The sequence below is a fragment of the Nocardiopsis sp. CNS-639 genome (assembly GCF_000381685.1).
Classification (GTDB): domain Bacteria; phylum Actinomycetota; class Actinomycetes; order Streptosporangiales; family Streptosporangiaceae; genus Nocardiopsis; species Nocardiopsis dassonvillei.
The window spans coordinates 1-15163 of record NZ_KB906879.1 but is presented as its reverse complement, the minus strand read 5'-3'; the positions used below and the strand labels follow the sequence as shown (position 1 = coordinate 15163).

At 70.9% G+C, this 15163-nt stretch carries 14 protein-coding genes and 2 tRNA genes; 13 read left to right on the top strand and 3 right to left on the bottom strand.

Features of this window, described 5'->3' with window-relative positions:
* Positions 1-156 precede the first annotated feature (156 nt).
* The 8 genes from G011_RS0126175 to G011_RS0126140 all read left to right on the top strand — a co-directional run bounded on the left by G011_RS0126175 (position 157) and on the right by G011_RS0126140 (position 7992).
* Entirely contained in the window at positions 157-1578 is a 1422-nt protein-coding gene (locus G011_RS0126175; protein WP_019611050.1) for an aldehyde dehydrogenase family protein, read from the top strand.
* Between the two features lie 188 nt (positions 1579-1766).
* Positions 1767-1916 carry a hypothetical protein gene (locus G011_RS32225; protein ID WP_013154421.1) on the top strand — a complete coding sequence of 50 codons (150 nt, stop codon included), beginning with the start codon at positions 1767-1769 and terminating at the stop codon, positions 1914-1916.
* Positions 1917-2000: 84 nt separating this feature from the next.
* Positions 2001-2468: a ribose-5-phosphate isomerase gene (locus G011_RS0126165; RefSeq protein WP_013154420.1), complete on the top strand. Its 468-nt coding sequence runs from the start codon at positions 2001-2003 to the stop codon at positions 2466-2468.
* Between the two features lie 813 nt (positions 2469-3281).
* Positions 3282-4385, top strand: a complete 1104-nt coding sequence (locus G011_RS0126160) for a PP2C family protein-serine/threonine phosphatase (RefSeq protein WP_013154419.1) — start codon at positions 3282-3284, stop codon at positions 4383-4385.
* Positions 4386-4682: 297 nt separating this feature from the next.
* Positions 4683-6026, top strand: a complete 1344-nt coding sequence (gene mgtE / locus G011_RS0126155) for a magnesium transporter (protein ID WP_013154418.1) — start codon at positions 4683-4685, stop codon at positions 6024-6026.
* Between the two features lie 94 nt (positions 6027-6120).
* Positions 6121-6363 carry an Rv0909 family putative TA system antitoxin gene (locus tag G011_RS0126150; protein ID WP_019611049.1) on the top strand — a complete coding sequence of 81 codons (243 nt, stop codon included), beginning with the start codon at positions 6121-6123 and terminating at the stop codon, positions 6361-6363.
* A 46-nt stretch (positions 6364-6409) separates the two neighbouring features.
* A complete protein-coding gene (locus G011_RS0126145) occupies positions 6410-7357 on the top strand; it encodes a M23 family metallopeptidase (RefSeq protein WP_019611048.1) in 948 nt (315 codons plus the stop codon).
* Between the two features lie 38 nt (positions 7358-7395).
* Positions 7396-7992 carry a hypothetical protein gene (locus G011_RS0126140; protein ID WP_026338676.1) on the top strand — a complete coding sequence of 199 codons (597 nt, stop codon included), beginning with the start codon at positions 7396-7398 and terminating at the stop codon, positions 7990-7992.
* A gap of 108 nt (positions 7993-8100) precedes the next feature.
* On the opposite strand, the gene G011_RS0126135 is transcribed toward G011_RS0126140, so the two are convergent.
* The 3 genes from G011_RS0126135 to G011_RS0126125 all read right to left on the bottom strand — a co-directional run bounded on the left by G011_RS0126135 (position 8101) and on the right by G011_RS0126125 (position 11175).
* The gene (locus G011_RS0126135) at positions 8101-9963 is read right to left on the bottom strand and encodes an ABC transporter ATP-binding protein (RefSeq protein ID WP_019611046.1); all 1863 of its coding nucleotides are present in this window, start codon (positions 9961-9963) and stop codon (positions 8101-8103) included.
* Between the two features lie 169 nt (positions 9964-10132).
* Positions 10133-10636 (bottom strand): adenylyltransferase/cytidyltransferase family protein, encoded by a 504-nt coding sequence (locus G011_RS32220; protein WP_019611045.1) that lies wholly within the window; start codon positions 10634-10636, stop codon positions 10133-10135.
* A 468-nt stretch (positions 10637-11104) separates the two neighbouring features.
* Positions 11105-11175 (bottom strand) — tRNA-Gly (locus tag G011_RS0126125).
* 117 nt (positions 11176-11292) lie between these two features.
* On the opposite strand from G011_RS0126125, the gene G011_RS0126120 reads away from it, so the two are divergent.
* From G011_RS0126120 to G011_RS30280, 5 genes are all read left to right on the top strand, one after another.
* Positions 11293-11367, top strand: a tRNA-Pro gene (locus G011_RS0126120).
* Positions 11368-11593: 226 nt separating this feature from the next.
* Complete coding sequence (tig, locus tag G011_RS0126115; protein ID WP_019611044.1) at positions 11594-13054, top strand: trigger factor; 1461 nt, start codon at positions 11594-11596, stop codon at positions 13052-13054.
* 218 nt (positions 13055-13272) lie between these two features.
* Positions 13273-13905, top strand: coding sequence for a ClpP family protease (locus G011_RS0126110; RefSeq protein ID WP_013154411.1), 633 nt, complete (start codon positions 13273-13275; stop codon positions 13903-13905).
* Between the two features lie 48 nt (positions 13906-13953).
* Entirely contained in the window at positions 13954-14613 is a 660-nt protein-coding gene (locus G011_RS0126105; RefSeq protein WP_013154410.1) for an ATP-dependent Clp protease proteolytic subunit, read from the top strand.
* Positions 14614-14898: 285 nt separating this feature from the next.
* Positions 14899-15163, top strand: a 265-nt coding sequence (locus G011_RS30280) for a ClpX C4-type zinc finger protein (RefSeq protein WP_036553135.1), incomplete at its 3' end; no start/stop codon positions are given.

Below are 15163 nucleotides of genomic sequence, written 5' to 3'. Positions count from 1 at the left end.
CGGTCCCGCGGTCGGTCCCCGGGCCGGTCCGGGGACCCGTACCGGGGCCGGTCCGGTGCCTTCCACGGGGGCCGCGCGGGATCCCGGTATCGGGGAAAGCACCGGCCCGGAGCCCCGGGCTGGCCAACCCGAATCGCGTTCTGCGACAGTGGGGCCATGCGATCCCTCTACATCGACGGCGCCTGGCGCGACTCCGCCTCCAGCGAGGCACTGGACGTGGTCAACCCGGCGACCGAGCAGGTCATCGACACCGTTCCGGCCGGGGCCGCCGAGGACGTCGACGCCGCGGTCGCGGCGGCAGCGGCGGCCCTGCCCGCCTGGTCCGCGCTCACACCCGGGCAGCGCGTCACCCACCTGGCCAAGGCCCTGGAGCTGTTCAACACCCGCATCGACGACATCGCCGCGGAGCTCACCCGGGACATGGGCGCCCCCGCGGTGTTCGCACGCAAGGTCCAGGCGGGCCTGCCCGCCCGCATGTTCCAGACCTACATCGACCTGGTCGAGGAGAGCGGCGAGCGCTACTTCGGCGGCGAGCGGGTGGGCAACTCGCTCATCGTGCGCGAGCCCGTCGGCGTGGTCGGCGCCATCACCCCGTGGAACTACCCGCTCCACCAGATCGTGCTCAAGGTCGTCCCCGCCCTCCTGGCGGGCAACACCGTCGTCCTCAAGCCCAGCGAGGTCGCCCCGCTCAGCGCCTACGCCCTCACCGAGGTGTTCCACGAGGCGGGCCTGCCCGCGGGCGTGTTCAACCTGGTCTCGGGCACCGGCCCGGTCGTGGGCGAGGCCATCGCCGCCCACCCCCGCGTGGACATGGTGTCCTTCACCGGCTCCACGCGCGCCGGGACCCGGGTCAGCCAGGTCGCCGCGGAGACCGTCAAGAAGGTCGCCCTGGAGCTGGGCGGCAAGTCCCCCAACGTCATCCTGCCCGACGCCGACCTGGTCAAGGCGGTCAAGCGCGGCGTCGCCGACGTCATGCGCAACACCGGGCAGAGCTGCAACGCGCTCACCCGCATGCTGGTGCACCGCGACTCCTATGAGGAGGCCGTCGCCCTGGCCGCCGAGTCCGCGGCCAAGTACGCGCCCGGCGACCCCGCGGACGAGGCCACCCGCATGGGCCCGCTGGTCTCCGCCGACCAGCTGGAGCGGGTCCGCTCCTACCTCGCGCTCGGAGTGGAGGAGGGCGCCCGCCTGGTCACCGGCGGCCCCGAACCGGTCCAGGGCCGCCCGAACGGCTACTACGTCAACCCCACGGTCTTCGCCGACGTGAGCAACGGCATGCGCGTCGCCCAGGAGGAGATCTTCGGCCCCGTGCTGGTGCTGATCCCCTACGACACGGAGGAGGAGGCGGTCGCCATCGCCAACGACACCGTGTACGGGCTCAACGCCGCGGTGTGGTCCGGCGACCCCGAGCGCGGCCTGGCCGTCGCCCGGCGCCTGCGGGCCGGACAGGTGGAGGTCAACGGCGGCGCCCTCAACCCCCGCGCCCCCTTCGGCGGCTACAAGCGCTCCGGCAACGGCCGTGAGTGGGGCGCCCACGGCCTGGAGGAGTTCTGCGAGGTCAAGGCCATCCAGCTGTGACGCCGGGCGTGCGCCGGGCCCCGCGGAGCCCGGCGCGCGAACCGGTGGCGCGCACCCGCCGACGGGTGTGCGCGGACTCACGGCCCCCGCGGCCCCCCGCGTGGAATCGGCCCCGGTGGGAACCACGTTGTGCGGTGTGGAAAAATTTCCGACGGGATATCCCTGGTCGAACCCTAACGAGGTGGAAGTTGAGCAAGAAGCCCGCGGTCTCCAAGGCAGGTCCTCTCGGCAAGGACCTCAAGGCGATCGTCCTCTACAACGTGATCGCCATCGGCTCGATGGCCCTCTTCGCTGTCCTCGGGCTGAGCGTCGCCGCTGCGGCCTCCGGCTCCATCTGAGGGACACGAGTACCACCGCGCCCCGCCTCGCCCAGCGAGCGGGGCGCTGCGCTTGTCACCGCCGTGACCTGCCAGACTGGACCCGTGCGTGTTTACCTTGGATCAGATCATGCGGGCTACGAGCTCAAAGAACACCTCGTCTCCTGGCTGAGGGAGCAGGGCCACGACGTCGTCGACGCCGGGCCCGCCGCCTACGACGCCGCGGACGACTACCCGCCCTTCGTGCTGCGCGCGGCCGAGGGCGCCGCCTCCGACAAGGGCTCCCTGGGCGTCGTCATCGGCGGCTCCGGCAACGGCGAGCAGATCGCCGCGAACAAGGTCAGGGGCGTGCGCGCGGCCCTGGCCTGGAGCGAGGACACCGCCCGCCTGGCGCGTGAGCACAACGACGCCAACGTGCTCAGCCTCGGCGCCAGGATGCACTCCGCGCAGGAGGCCACCCGGTTCGTGGAGGTCTTCCTCACCACCCCGTACAGCGACGAGGAACGGCACACCCGCCGCATCGCGATGCTGACGGCCTACGAGGAGACCGGCGAGCTGCCCCCGCTCCCCTAGAGCGGGGTTCCGGGGACCTCCGCTTCGCTTCGGCCCGCCCGTCGTCCGTCACCGCCCTCCGGGGCGCTTCGCGGCGGGGCGGGCCACCGCCTTCGACCGCCGCCACGCGCGGTACCCTCCCCGTCCGGGCGCCCTTCGACGCGGGAACGGGGCCGCGGCAGGCGCGGTGGTGTCTCCGGTGAGACGGCCCGTACCGGGGCCCACCACCCTCGACGGTCGCCCGCGGCGCAGTCCTGTTCGCAGCCCCGCCTCCGCCGCCTCCAGAACCCCGTGGACCGCTCCCCGAGGGCCCGAAGGCCGCGCGCGGGGGCGTCCGTACGCGCGCGGCGGCCTCCGGCGCGGACCGGAAGGGCGAGAGTCCCCGGTCCGGGCCGCGGCACCGTGGGATCCTGGAAGCGGACCGCGCCGACGGGGCGCGGACCCGATCGGCGGCGGGGAGCCCGACCGCTCGGGAGTGTCCGAGAGGGATGAACACCCGGCTTACGGAACGGTTTTCGGACGCCGGAACGATGCCCGAATCCACACGCTCGGTTATCGGCTGAACCCAAATCCTCGGTTTGGGTGGAGAACACTGCTGGTTGCACGTGCCACGGCGACACCCCCCGCGCTACAGTTCGTGCACAGTTGCGGGCCTCGCTGCCCGCGGCGCGGCGGTGCCCTCCGGTCGGCACCTCCGGCAACCACGGCCAGGGCGTGCCCCACACAGCCCCGTGCGCCGGCCCCCGGCGGCGACGCGGCTCCCGCGCCCATCCCGACCGTGCCGTCCGAGAACCGAACCCCCGCTGGTGAGCGGGTGTGCAACGCAGGGGACACATGAAGCCCACACCGACCGCCAAGACCACCCGGCTACTGCGCTCCACCGCGCAGCGGCTCGTCGCGGTGCTCCGGCGCAAGGTGCTGTTCCGTTACCGGCTCGTCCTGATCACCCTCGTCGCCCTGGCCGTCGGCATCGGCGTCGGCGCCGTGTGGGGTCCCACCGGCTGGTTCCCGCCCAGTTCCACCATCCTCACCGTCCTCGCGGGCGGCCTCCTCCTCAAGCGCAAGAGCCTGGCCTTCCTGCTGGCCGTGGTCGCGGCCGTCCTGGTCTTCGTCGCCTTCATGCTCGACTTCGGCCAGGTGGGCCCCGGCCTGCTGGTCACCATCGGCGTCACCGCGGTGCTGTCCTACCTGCTGTCCGGGGTGCGCGAGCGCCTCGGAGTCCAGGGCCTCAGCGGCGAGATGATGCTGCTGGACCTGCGCGACCGCCTGCGCCGCCAGGGCAAGCTGCCCCGGCTGCCCGAGGGCTGGGGGCGCACCGCCGTCCTGCGCCAGGCGGGCGGCTCGTCCTTCGGCGGCGACTTCGTCGTCTCCATCCGCAGGGAGAACCGGCTGGACGTGGCCGTCGTGGACGTCTCCGGCAAGGGGGTGGACGCCGGAACCCGGGCCCTGCTGCTCTCCGGCGCCTTCAGCGGGCTGATCGGGGCCGTCCCCACCCGCGACTTCCTGGCCCACTGCAACGACTACCTCATGCGTAACAGCGGTGGCGAGGGCTTCGTCACCGCCGTGCACCTGAGCGTGGACCTGGACACCGGCGAGTACCAGATCGCCTCCGCCGGGCACCCGCCCGCGCTGCACTACGACAGCGGCGGCGGGCTGTGGAGCACCACCGAGGCCAAGGGCGTGGTCCTCGGTGTGATCCCCGAGATGACCTACACCTCCGTCGAGGGCAGGCTCCGGCCCGGCGACGCCATCATGCTCTGCACCGACGGCCTCATCGAGACCCCGGGCGAGGACCTCGACGCCGGAATCGACCGCCTCCTCGGCGCGGCCGAGCAGCTCGTCCCGCGCGGTTTCGCCACCGGGGCGGACGAGATCGTGGACACCCTCAGCAGGGACAAGAACGACGACTGCGCCCTGGTCGTCCTCTGGCGGGACTGACCCGCCGGGCGGCTTCCGGCGTGCTGGTGAGGTGTCCGGTGTGCTCTTGGACCGCCTCGACGGGTAGGGTCGGGGTGCTCCCCGTCCCGCGTACGGCGGTCAGACCGTACACGTCCCCGGATCACCGTGCCCGCCCTTTCCGCCCCCGGAAGACCCATCCGACGCACGGTTCACCACACCAGTGACAACGGGACCGGAGCGGGGCCGTGGAACCACCGGCCCACCGCTTTTCCCAGGATCCGGTGCCGCCCGTGGTGCTTCCCACCGGGCGCAGAAGAATGCGAGGGGGTGCTTCGCATGTCAGAAGGCGAGCGCGCTGAAGAACTGATCGATCTGGTCGAGAACAACGACCTGACCGGTATCCGGCTCTGGTTGGCCGAACACAGGCCCTACGAGATCGCCGACGAACTCTCCCGCATGGACGGCAGCGAGGCGATCATCCCCTTCCGGCTCCTGGACAAGGACCGCGAGCTGGAGGTCTTCGAGGAGCTCGACCCCGGCCAGCAGCAGTCCATCCTGCTCGGGCTGCGGGACACGGCCTTCCACGAGATCCTCGAGGAGATGGACCCGGACGACCGGGCCCGTCTGATCGGCGAGGCGCCAGCCAAGATCGCCACCCGTGCCCTGGCCGGGCTCAGCCCCGCCGAACGCAGGATGACCGCCGCCCTGCTGGGCTACCCCGAGGACTCCGTCGGCCGGTACATGACCCCCGAGACGGTCATCCTGCACCGCGACCTCACGGTGGGCCGCGCCCTGGAGGTCGTGCGCGCGCGGGGGGCCGACGCCGAGACCATCTACACCCTGCCGGTGGTCAGCGACGGCCGCCGCATGGTCGGGACGGTGACGCTGGGCGACCTCGTGGTCAGCGACGACGAACGGCTGATCAAGGACATCGTGGACGTGTTCGCGCCGCGCGTGCGCGCCGCGGAACCGGTCGAGGACGCCGCCCGCCTGATGCAGGAGGCCAACCTGGTCGCCCTGGCGGTGGTGGACTCCGAGGAGCGCTTCGTGGGTCTGCTGACCTTCGACGACGCCCTGGAGGTCATCGAGGCCGCCGACTCCGAGGACATGGCCCTCCAGTCCGGCGCGAGCCCGGTCGGCGAGCACTACGTGTCCGTCGGGGTGCTGCGGTTGGTCGGCGCGCGCTCGGTGTGGCTGATGCTGCTCATCGTGGCGGCCACGCTCACGGTCAACGTGATGCAGGCCTTCGAGTCGGCCCTGGAGGCGGTCACCGCCCTGGCCCTGTTCGTGCCGATGCTCATCGGCACGGGCGGCAACGTCGGCGCCCAGTCGGCCACCGCGATCGTGCGCGCCCTGGCCGTGGGCGAGGTCCGGGTGCGCGACCTGCCCTCGGTGATCTGGAAGGAGGCCCGGGTCGGCCTGCTGCTGGGACTCCTCCTGGCCGTGCTGGCCCTGGGCATCGGCTCCCTGCTGGTGGGCGTGGACGTCGCCGTGGTGGTGGCGTGCTCGGTGATCGCGGTGTGCACGTGGGCGGCGGCCATCGGCTCGTCCATGCCGCTGCTCGCCCGCAAGGTGGGCGTGGACCCGGCGGTGGTGTCCTCTCCGATGGTGACCACCATCGTGGACGCCACGGGCCTGCTCATCTACTTCTCCATCGCCACCGTGGTCCTGGGTCTTTGACCTGGTCCCCGAGCCCGCCCCGGACGCCCCACCGGCATGAACGGGGCGGGAACCGGGTATCGCGACAGGGCAGGACGGATCGAGGGAGGATTACATGTCCGGTACCGGAGATGCGTTCAAACGGCTGAGGAAGGCCGTCGACGACAACGCCGAACACGCCCAGGGCCTGGTCGGCAAGGCGGCCAGAGCCGCCAAGAAGGCCACCGGCGGCGCCCACGACGACAGGATCGACCGGGGCGCCGGAGCCGCGACGGAGTACCTGCGCAAGCGCGCTCGGGAGAACGAGCGGACCCGGCCGGACGGGGAGATCCGCCGGGACGGGGAGAACCCGAGGTAACGCGGCCCGTCTTCACGCGGGGCGGGCGGGACGTCCACAATGAGGGATGCCCTCACCCGCCCCGCGCCGATCCCCGTCCCCCTCCGGCCGCCCCGTCCCCCGCTGGCCGCTGCTGCTCGCCAGGGTTCGCATGCCGCTGATGTGGACGGCCACCCTCGCCCTCCTCGCCGGTTACCTCGGCCTCTCCTGGTGGGTGGGCGGCGTCCTGTTCGCCGCCGCGCTGGCCGTGTACCTGCGACTGGGCACCGTGCGGTGCGAGCCCCGGGTGCTGGAGCCGCCCGTGCGGGGCAGGTGGATGGCGCTCACCAGCCCCGTGGACAGCGTGCCGAGCCAGGGCAGCCACGCCTACGGGCAGACCCACGCGCTCGGTCTGGTCGCCGAACCCGGCGCGGGCGCCCGCCCCGACATCGGCTGGCGGCCGCTCAGCCGCCCGCCGGGCGACTTCCCGGCCTTTGGCCAACCCGTCCACGCGCCCGCCGACGGGACGGTGGTGACCGCGCACGGGAGCCAGCGCGACCACCGCAGCCGCAACTCCTGGCCCTGGCTGTTCGGCTCGGTCGTGGAGAACACGCTGCGGGAGCTGCGCGGCCCGGCCGGACTGCTCGGCAACCACCTGGTGATCGACGTGGGCGGCGCCTACGTACTCCTGGGCCACCTGGAGCGCGGATCGCTCGCGGTCCGCCGCGGCGACCGCGTCCGGGCCGGTCAGGCACTGGCCCGCTGCGGGAACTCCGGCGCCTGCACCGAGCCCCAGGTGCGGATGCAGCTCATGGACCGCCCGGGGCCGGTGTTCGCCGCCGGCCTGCCGTTCGTGTGGGCGCCGGGGTGGAACGGCGGGGACGGCGGCGCGGGGCTGCCCGAGACCTGGCGCCCCGTGGTGGTTGCCGGGCCCGTCCACGGGGGCGCGCCGGTGGAGGACATCGAGCCCGAGGGCGTACCCGCTGGTCAGGCGGTTCCGGACACGGATTACGCTGATGAGGTAAGGCGAACCTAACGGTTCCTGGGGTTCGGCGGGAGCGCGGAGGGAGAAGAGTGGACACGGCCCAAGGACGTCCCTGCCAGCTCACGGTGTGCCGGGGCTGCTGCTGCGGTACCAAGAAGAAGGTCCCCGGGGTGGACCACAAGGCCCAGCTCGCCCGCCTCAGGGCCATCGACGACCACTCCGGCCGCAGCGTTCCCGTCCGCACCAGCAAGTGCCTGGGCATCTGCTTCCAGGCCAACGTGGTGGTCGTCCAGCCGTCCTCGGCGGGACGGGCCGCCGGAGGCCGCCCGGTGTGGCTGGGGGAGGTCACCGAGGACAAGCTGGTCGAGGCCGTCGACGACTGGATCTTCGAGGGCGGGCCCGGTATCGCCCCGCTGCCCGCCGTCCTGGCCGACCACGTGACCTCCAAGGACGCCAAGAAGCCGAAGAAGCGCAAGAAGCCCAAGCACTCCAAGGCGGCCAAGAAGGAGCGCAAGAAGGACAGGCGCGAGGCCGCCGCCCGCCTGAGCGAGGACGGCGGGAAGAAGAAGGACGAGAAGCCCAAGAAGGGCAAGAAGTCCAAGAAGGACGACAAGAAAGCCAAGAAGGCCGAAAAAGCCAAGAAGGACAAGAAGTCCAAGAAGGGCGGTGAGTCCGGCGGGGACTGACCCCAGGCCCCCGGAGGCCCCGCGCCCCGGCGCCGGAGAGGCTCCCGGCAGGCGGCCGCCCGGACGCGCCGGAAAACCGTCCCACCGGGTCGGTCCCCGGCACGGGCACTACCGGCTCTGCGGGGCGAACTGGGTCCGGTACAGCGCCGTGTACAGCCCGCCCTGGCCCAGCAGCTCGTCGTGCGTGCCGCGCTCCAGGATCCGGCCGTCCTCCAGCACCAGGATCTGGTCCGCCTCGCGCACCGTCGCCAGCCGGTGCGCGATCACCAGCGAGGTCCGGCCCTCCAGCGCCACGGACAGCGCCTCCTGCACCGCCGCCTCGGACCCGGAGTCCAGGTGGGCCGTCGCCTCGTCCAGCACCACCACCGACGGCGCCTTCAGCAGCAGACGCGCGATCGCCAGCCGCTGCTTCTCACCGCCCGACAGCCGGTACCCGCGGTCGCCGACCATCGTGTCCAGCCCGTTGGGCAGCTGGTCCAGGAGGGTGCCCAGCCGCGCCATCCGCAGCACCTCCTCCAGCTCGGCGTCGGTCGCCTCCGGCCGGGCGTACCGCAGGTTCGCCCCCACGGTGTCGTGGAACAGCTGCGCGTCCTGCGTGACCACGCCGACCGCCTCGCGCAGCGAGTCGCCGGTCACCTCGCGCAGGTCCAGCCCGCCGAGGAGCACCCGGCCCTCGGTCGGGTCGTACAGGCGCGACACCAGGTGCGTCAGCGTCGTCTTGCCCGCTCCGGACGGCCCCACCAGGGCCACCATCGTCCCCGGCTCCGCCCGGAACGACACCCCGCTCAGCACCTGGGTGTCCTCGTCCACCGACGCCTGCGGCGTCAGCTCCAGCGACGCCACCGACGACTCCTTCGCCGCCGGGTAGCGGAACGACACGTTGTCGAACTCCACGCCCAGACGCTCCCCGGGCAGGTCCCGTGCGTCGGGGCTCTCCCTGATGCCCGGCTCCAGGTCCAGCACCTCGAAGACCCGGTCGAAGGAGACCAGCGCGGTCATGATCTCCACGTGCACGTTGGACAGCGTCGTCACCGGCCCGTACAGGCGGGCGAGCAGGGTGGTCAGCGCCACCAGCGTGCCCACCTCGAAGGCCCCGCCGATCGCCAGCACGCCGCCGACGCCATAGACCATCGCCATGGCCAGCGCCGTGATCAGGCCCAGCATGCTGAACAGCAGCGAGCCGAACACCGCCTGGCGCACGCCCAGGTCCCGGACCCGGCTCGCGCGCCGGGCGAACCCCGCCGACTCCTCCTCGGGGCGTCCGTACAGCTTGACCAGCATCGCCCCGCCGACGTTGAACCGCTCGGTCATCAGCGAGCTCATGTCCGCGTTGGTGTCCATCGCGTCGCGGGAGATGTGCGCCAGCCGCCGCCCGATCACCTTGGCGGGGACCACGAACAGCGGAACCAGGGCCAGCGCGATCAGCGTCACCTGCCACGACAGGGCGATCATCGTCACGATCACCGCGGTCGCGCTCACCACGTTGGACACCACCGACTGCAGGACGGAGGTGATCGCCCGCTGCGCGCCCACCACGTCCGTGTTCAGCCGGCTGATCAGCGACCCCGTCTGCGTACGGGTGAAGAAGGCCACCGGCATCCGCTGGACGTGGGTGAACACCTGCGTGCGCAGCTGGTAGATGACCCCCTCGCCGATCCGGGAGGACAGCCACCTGCCGAGCAGGGTCAGTCCGCTCTCCAGTACCGCCAGCCCCGCCGCGGCGAGCGCCAGCCACACCACCAGCGCGGTGTTCCCGGTCAGGATGCCGCGGTCGATGATGGCCCTGAGCAGGAGCGGGTTGGCGACCACGATCCCGGCGCCGACCGTCGTCACCAGCAGAAAACACAGGATCACCCGCCAGTGCGGGCGGGCGTAGGAGATGATGCGTCGGGTGATTCCGGGGGGCAGTGACTGCCCCTTCGCGCTCCCGTCGTTGACCAGGGCCCTGTAGGAGGGCCTGCCGGACATCATTGTCATGAACAGCCTCGTTCTGCTTGCCTATTCGCCACGCAAGCGTCAACACCGGTGCGTGTGCACCGCTTCCCAGGTCGCCTGCGGGCACGGGGAGGGACCCGCACGCGTCACGGGGCGGGTGGGGCCGCCAGCCGTCGCGACGGGTCGGGGAGAGGTCCTGCCGGTACTAGAGGGAGTGGGCGAGGCGGCCCAGGGCCGCGGTGGTGGACCGGCCGGGGGTGAAGGGCAGCTCCCAGGCCTGCGCGCCGAGCGCGTCGGCGCCGCGGATCTTGGCCTGGGTGTAGCGGTCCCCGGCGGTGTAGGCCAGGGCGGCGGGCGCCAGGGGGCGCAGCACCTCGGCGTAGGAGGCCCAGTCGGCGACCTCGGGCGGTCCCTCGATGACGAACGCGCCGGTGACGCAGGCCAGGGCGGCCACGGTCTCGGCGCGCTCCTCCGCGGGGTTCACGGGGCGTCCCGGGCCCTTCCAGGCGCGCACGCGCGCGTCGGACTCCACGCCCACCACCAGGGGCAGCCCCCGGTCGGCGATGGAGCGGAGGAAGCGGACGTGTCCGACGTGCAGGACGTCGAAGGCCCCGGTGACGACCGCCGGTCGCACCAGGGGGTCGGGACGCTCGAACCAGTGGGCGCTCAGCGCGGTGCCGGGTCCCTGCGTCGCTTCCGTGTCCGTCATTCCACCACCCGTTCGGCAGGCCTGAGGGCGCCCGGATCCGATCGCGCCCGCGGGCTCGCCCGAAAGGTCAACGTATCCGTTCGGGACGGGTATTCCTTCTCGGGGCGCACCGGCCGAACACGGTTCGCCTTCGGGGCGGGGGAGTGGCCCGCGAATGTGAGCTACATCACCGGAGAATCCACTCGATGGAATGCCGGAAACGTCCGAAATCACGAATGAAGGAGGGAGTGTGGGGAGGGCAAGGGGGCGTCCCCCGGGGGGAATGGCGAAGCGGGCTGGTGCTTGAGTGCACAGCTTGTCCCGAGTGTGGTGCGGGGGTTCGGGGGTTGTCCCCCGGGGGAAATGGCGAAGCGGGCTGGTGCTTGAGTGCACAGCTTGTCCCGAGTGTGGTGCGGGGGTTCGGGGGTTGTCCCCCGGGGGAAATGGCGAAGCGAGCTGGCACGTGAGTGCACAGCTCGCCCCGAGCGGAGCGGGCGACGAGAATCGAACTCGCATGGCCAGCTTGGAAGGCTGGTGTTCTACCATTGAACTACGCCCGCGTGGCACCGGAGACTTCGAGTGTCCTCTAGACTCGTGGAGCCGACGGGGACAAGACTACAGTCTCCGGAGCCGTGGTCGCACACACCTTTCGGGAGTGCCATCCTTGGTTCGGCACACGGGGTGTAGCGCAGCTTGGTTAGCGCGCATGCTTTGGGAGCATGAGGCCGCGGGTTCGAATCCCGCCACCCCGACGAAACCACCGTGGCAGCGGCTCCGGCCGCGCGCCGTGGCCCCCTGTCTATCTGCCCTAGACTTGGTGCGATCAGCAGGAAACTGTAAGTCCCAGCCCGTCGCAGGGCACCCCAGCTGGATGCGGTCGTCAAGACCCCGGGGGTGCGCGCGTGCCTTTCGCCGTTGTGTGTGGTGCGCCTGCGGGCCGACGCGGACACCAGCCGGCAAACCTAGGAGTACCGCCCCGTGAAGACCGATGTCGAGGAGCTGAGCCCCACCCGGGTCAAGCTGACCATCGAGGTGCCCTTCGAGGAGCTCGATCACGCTTTCGACGTGACGTACAAGTCGCTCGCCAAGCAGGTCCGGATCAAGGGCTTCCGCCCCGGCAAGGCGCCGGCGCGGCTGATCGACCGTTACGTCGGCCGCGGCGCGGTGATCAGCGAAGCGGTCAACCACGCCGTTCCGGAGCTCTACAACGAAGCCATCCAGAAGGAGGAGCTCTTCGCGCTCGGCCAGCCCGACGTGGAGGTCACCAAGCTGGAGGACAACGACGAGCTCGCCTTCACGGCCGAGGTCGACGTCCGCCCCAAGTTCGAGGTCGAGGACTACAAGGGCATCGAGGTCACCGTCGACAGCGCCGAGGTGACCGACGAGCAGGTCGACGAGCAGATCGGCACCCTGCGCGAGCGCTTCTCCACCCTGGTGGGCGTGGACCGCCCCGTCGAGGACGGCGACCACCTGTCCATCGACCTGTCCGCCGCCGTCGACGGTGAGAAGCTCGAGGACGTCGCGGTCAGCGGCTACTCCTACGAGGTCGGCACCAACACCATGCTGGAGGGCCTCGACGAGACCCTGCGCGGCATGGAGGCCGGCGGCGAGGCCACCTTCTCCACCACCCTCGTCGGCGGTGAGCACGAGGGCCGGGAGGCGGACGTCACCGTCACCGTGCACAGCGTGAAGGTCAAGGAGCTGCCCGAGCTGGACGACGAGTTCGCCCAGCTGGCCTCGGAGTTCGACACCATCGAGGAGCTGCGCGCGGACGTGCGCAACCGCATGGGCGAGGTCCGCCGCCTCCAGCAGCTCTCCGCCGCCCGCGACAAGGCCCTGGAGCAGCTGATCGACTCCGTCGACATCCCGCTGCCCGAGTCGGTCGTCGAGGAGGAGATCACCCGCCGCCGCCAGAGCCTGGAGCAGCAGCTCGCGCAGAGCGGCCTCACCAAGGAGGCCTACCTCGAGTCGCAGGAGAAGACCGAGGAGGAGTTCGACGAGGAGCTGACCACCGGCGCCCGCTCCGCGGTCAAGGCCGGGTTCATCCTCGACCAGCTGGCCATCCAGGAGGACCTGAGCGCCGACCAGGGCGAGCTCAGCCAGTACGTCTTCGAGCAGGCCCAGCGCATGGGCGTGAGCCCGGACCAGCTGGCCCAGCACCTGGTCGAGTCCAACCAGATCCGCGTCGCCTTCACCGAGGTCGTCCGCGGCAAGGCCATGGACCTGGTCCTGGCCGGCGCCCGGATCACCGACGAGGACGGCAACGTCGTCGAGCAGGAGACCGCCGAGGAGGAGGCCGCCAAGGCCGCCGCCGTCGCCGCGGGTGAGGCCCTGGAGGCCGTCGAGGCCGACGCCGAGGCCGACACCGCGGACGCGGCCGACGAGGCCAAGGCTGAGGAGACGAAGGCCGACGAGGCCAAGGCTGACGAGGCCAAGTAGGCCCCGGGTAGCCCCCAGGCTTCGCGCGTACGGGCCCCGTCCGACCCTCCGGGTCGGGCGGGGCCCGCGTCGTGTTCGCCTGTGGAAGAACGCCCTGTACGGAGATCGTGCCACCCTGCGCTCAAAGCGAACAGGGGCGCGAACCGGACGAGCGCGGTGCCGCACGGCGTTAGTGTCGCTGTATCGCAACCGTTTCGATTCCGGAGCAGGTGACGAGAGTGCCGTCGACCTTTGAAGAGTCCCCGCGTTTCGACGCCCGTACGTCGGAGACGCAGATTTCCCCTTTGCTTGAGCAGACGCCTCAGCGCCTGTTGCGCCAGCGAATCGTCTTCCTCGGCCAGCAGGTCGACGACGAGATCGCCAACCGCCTGGTGGGTGAGCTGCTGCTGCTGTCCGCGGAGGACCGCCAGCGCGACATCACCATGTACATCAACTCGCCCGGCGGTTCCGTGACCGCGGGCATGGCGATCTACGACGTCATGCAGTACATCCCCAACGACGTGCGCACCGTGGGTATCGGTATGGCCGCGTCCATGGGCCAGATGCTCCTGTGCGCCGGAGCGCCGGGCAAGCGCTACGCGCTGCCGCACACCCGCGTCATGATGCACCAGCCGTCCGGCGGCATCGGTGGTACCGCCTCCGACATCCGCATCCTGGCCGACCAGCTGCTCTACGTGAAGAAGATGTTCATCGAGAAGATCTCCGAGCACACGGGCCAGACGGTCGAGCAGATCGAGAAGGACGCCGACCGCGACCGCTGGTTCACGGCCAAGGAGTCCAAGGAGTACGGCTTCATCGACGAGGTCCTCGAAGGGACCCTCGACGTGACCCAGGGCCGAACCCAGAGTTGATCCGTCGGACCTCATCCCAGGAACGGCGCAGTGCGTGGAAGGCGTGAAATGACCGAGTTCAACCCCAGTCTCATCGGCGGCGCGGCCTCGATGGCCCCCCAGGGTCGCTACGTCCTGCCGTCCTACGTGGAGCGGACGTCCTACGGCGTCAAGGAGATGAATCCGTACAACAAGCTCTTCGAGGAGCGGATCATCTTCGTCGGCGTCCAGATCGACGACACGTCGGCCAACGACCTGATGGCCCAGCTCATCACCCTGGAGCAGCTCGACTCCGAGCGGGACATCCAGATGTACATCAACTCGCCGGGAGGCTCCTTCACCTCCCTCATGGCGATCTACGACACGATGCAGTTCGTCCGCCCCGACATCCAGACGGTGTGCATCGGCCAGGCCGCCTCGGCCGCCGCGATCCTGCTCGCGGGCGGGACGGAGGGCAAGCGCGGCGCGCTGCCCAACGCCCGCATCCTGATCCACCAGCCCGCGACCGAGGGCATGCACGGCCAGGCCAGCGACATCGAGATCCAGGCGAACGAGATCACCCGTATCCGTACGCAGCTGGAGACCACTCTGGCCCGCCACACCGGGCGCTCCGTCGAGCAGGTCTCCAAGGACATCGAGCGGGACAAGATCCTGACCGCCGAGGAGGCCAAGGACTACGGCATCATCGACTTCGTGCTGCCCTACCGCAAGGCCTCCCTGAAGTCCTGACGCAGGGCCGCGGCACAGCCGGACGGCCTGACCGGGCGCGCGGACGCGGCGCCGGGCAGGACGTCCGGGCGAAGGTGAAGCGCAGGCCGGACCGGCCCATGACCCGCCTGGGGGAGCCCGGTGGTGAAGCCGGTCCGGTTTTTCGCTTAGTCTGACGGAGAGCGACACACAGATCGCCTCGTCCGTGACCACCGCTGTGGACGGTCACGGAAGATTTTCGACTTCCGGGCGGTTGCCCGCGCGAGCGGCACCGACGGGGCGGCCTTAGTTTTGAGGAGTGGCTGGGTGGCACGCATCGGCGACGGCGGGGACCTGTTGAAGTGCTCGTTCTGCGGCAAGAGCCAGAAGCAGGTGAAGAAGCTCATCGCCGGCCCCGGCGTGTACATCTGCGATGAGTGCATTGATCTGTGCAACGAGATCATCGAAGAGGAACTCGCCGACGCCACCGAGCTCACCTGGGACTCGTTGCCCAAGCCCCGTGAGATCTACGAGTTCCTGGACTCGTACGTGATCGGTCAGGAGCAGGCCAAGAAGGCGTTGTCGGTGGCGG

Excerpts from the sequence above, each read along its gene's own strand:
- G011_RS0126175 (WP_019611050.1), top strand. The coding sequence starts at position 157 with ATGCGATCCCTCTACATCGACGGCGCCTGGCGCGACTCCGCCTCCAGC.
- G011_RS0126160 (WP_013154419.1), top strand. The coding sequence starts at position 3,282 with ATGAAGCCCACACCGACCGCCAAGACCACCCGGCTACTGCGCTCCACC.
- mgtE (WP_013154418.1), top strand. The coding sequence starts at position 4,683 with ATGTCAGAAGGCGAGCGCGCTGAAGAACTGATCGATCTGGTCGAGAAC.
- G011_RS0126150 (WP_019611049.1), top strand. The coding sequence starts at position 6,121 with ATGTCCGGTACCGGAGATGCGTTCAAACGGCTGAGGAAGGCCGTCGAC.
- G011_RS0126145 (WP_019611048.1), top strand. The coding sequence starts at position 6,410 with ATGCCCTCACCCGCCCCGCGCCGATCCCCGTCCCCCTCCGGCCGCCCC.
- G011_RS0126135 (WP_019611046.1), bottom strand. The coding sequence starts at position 9,963 with ATGATGTCCGGCAGGCCCTCCTACAGGGCCCTGGTCAACGACGGGAGC.
- G011_RS32220 (WP_019611045.1), bottom strand. The coding sequence starts at position 10,636 with ATGACGGACACGGAAGCGACGCAGGGACCCGGCACCGCGCTGAGCGCC.
- G011_RS0126105 (WP_013154410.1), top strand. The coding sequence starts at position 13,954 with ATGACCGAGTTCAACCCCAGTCTCATCGGCGGCGCGGCCTCGATGGCC.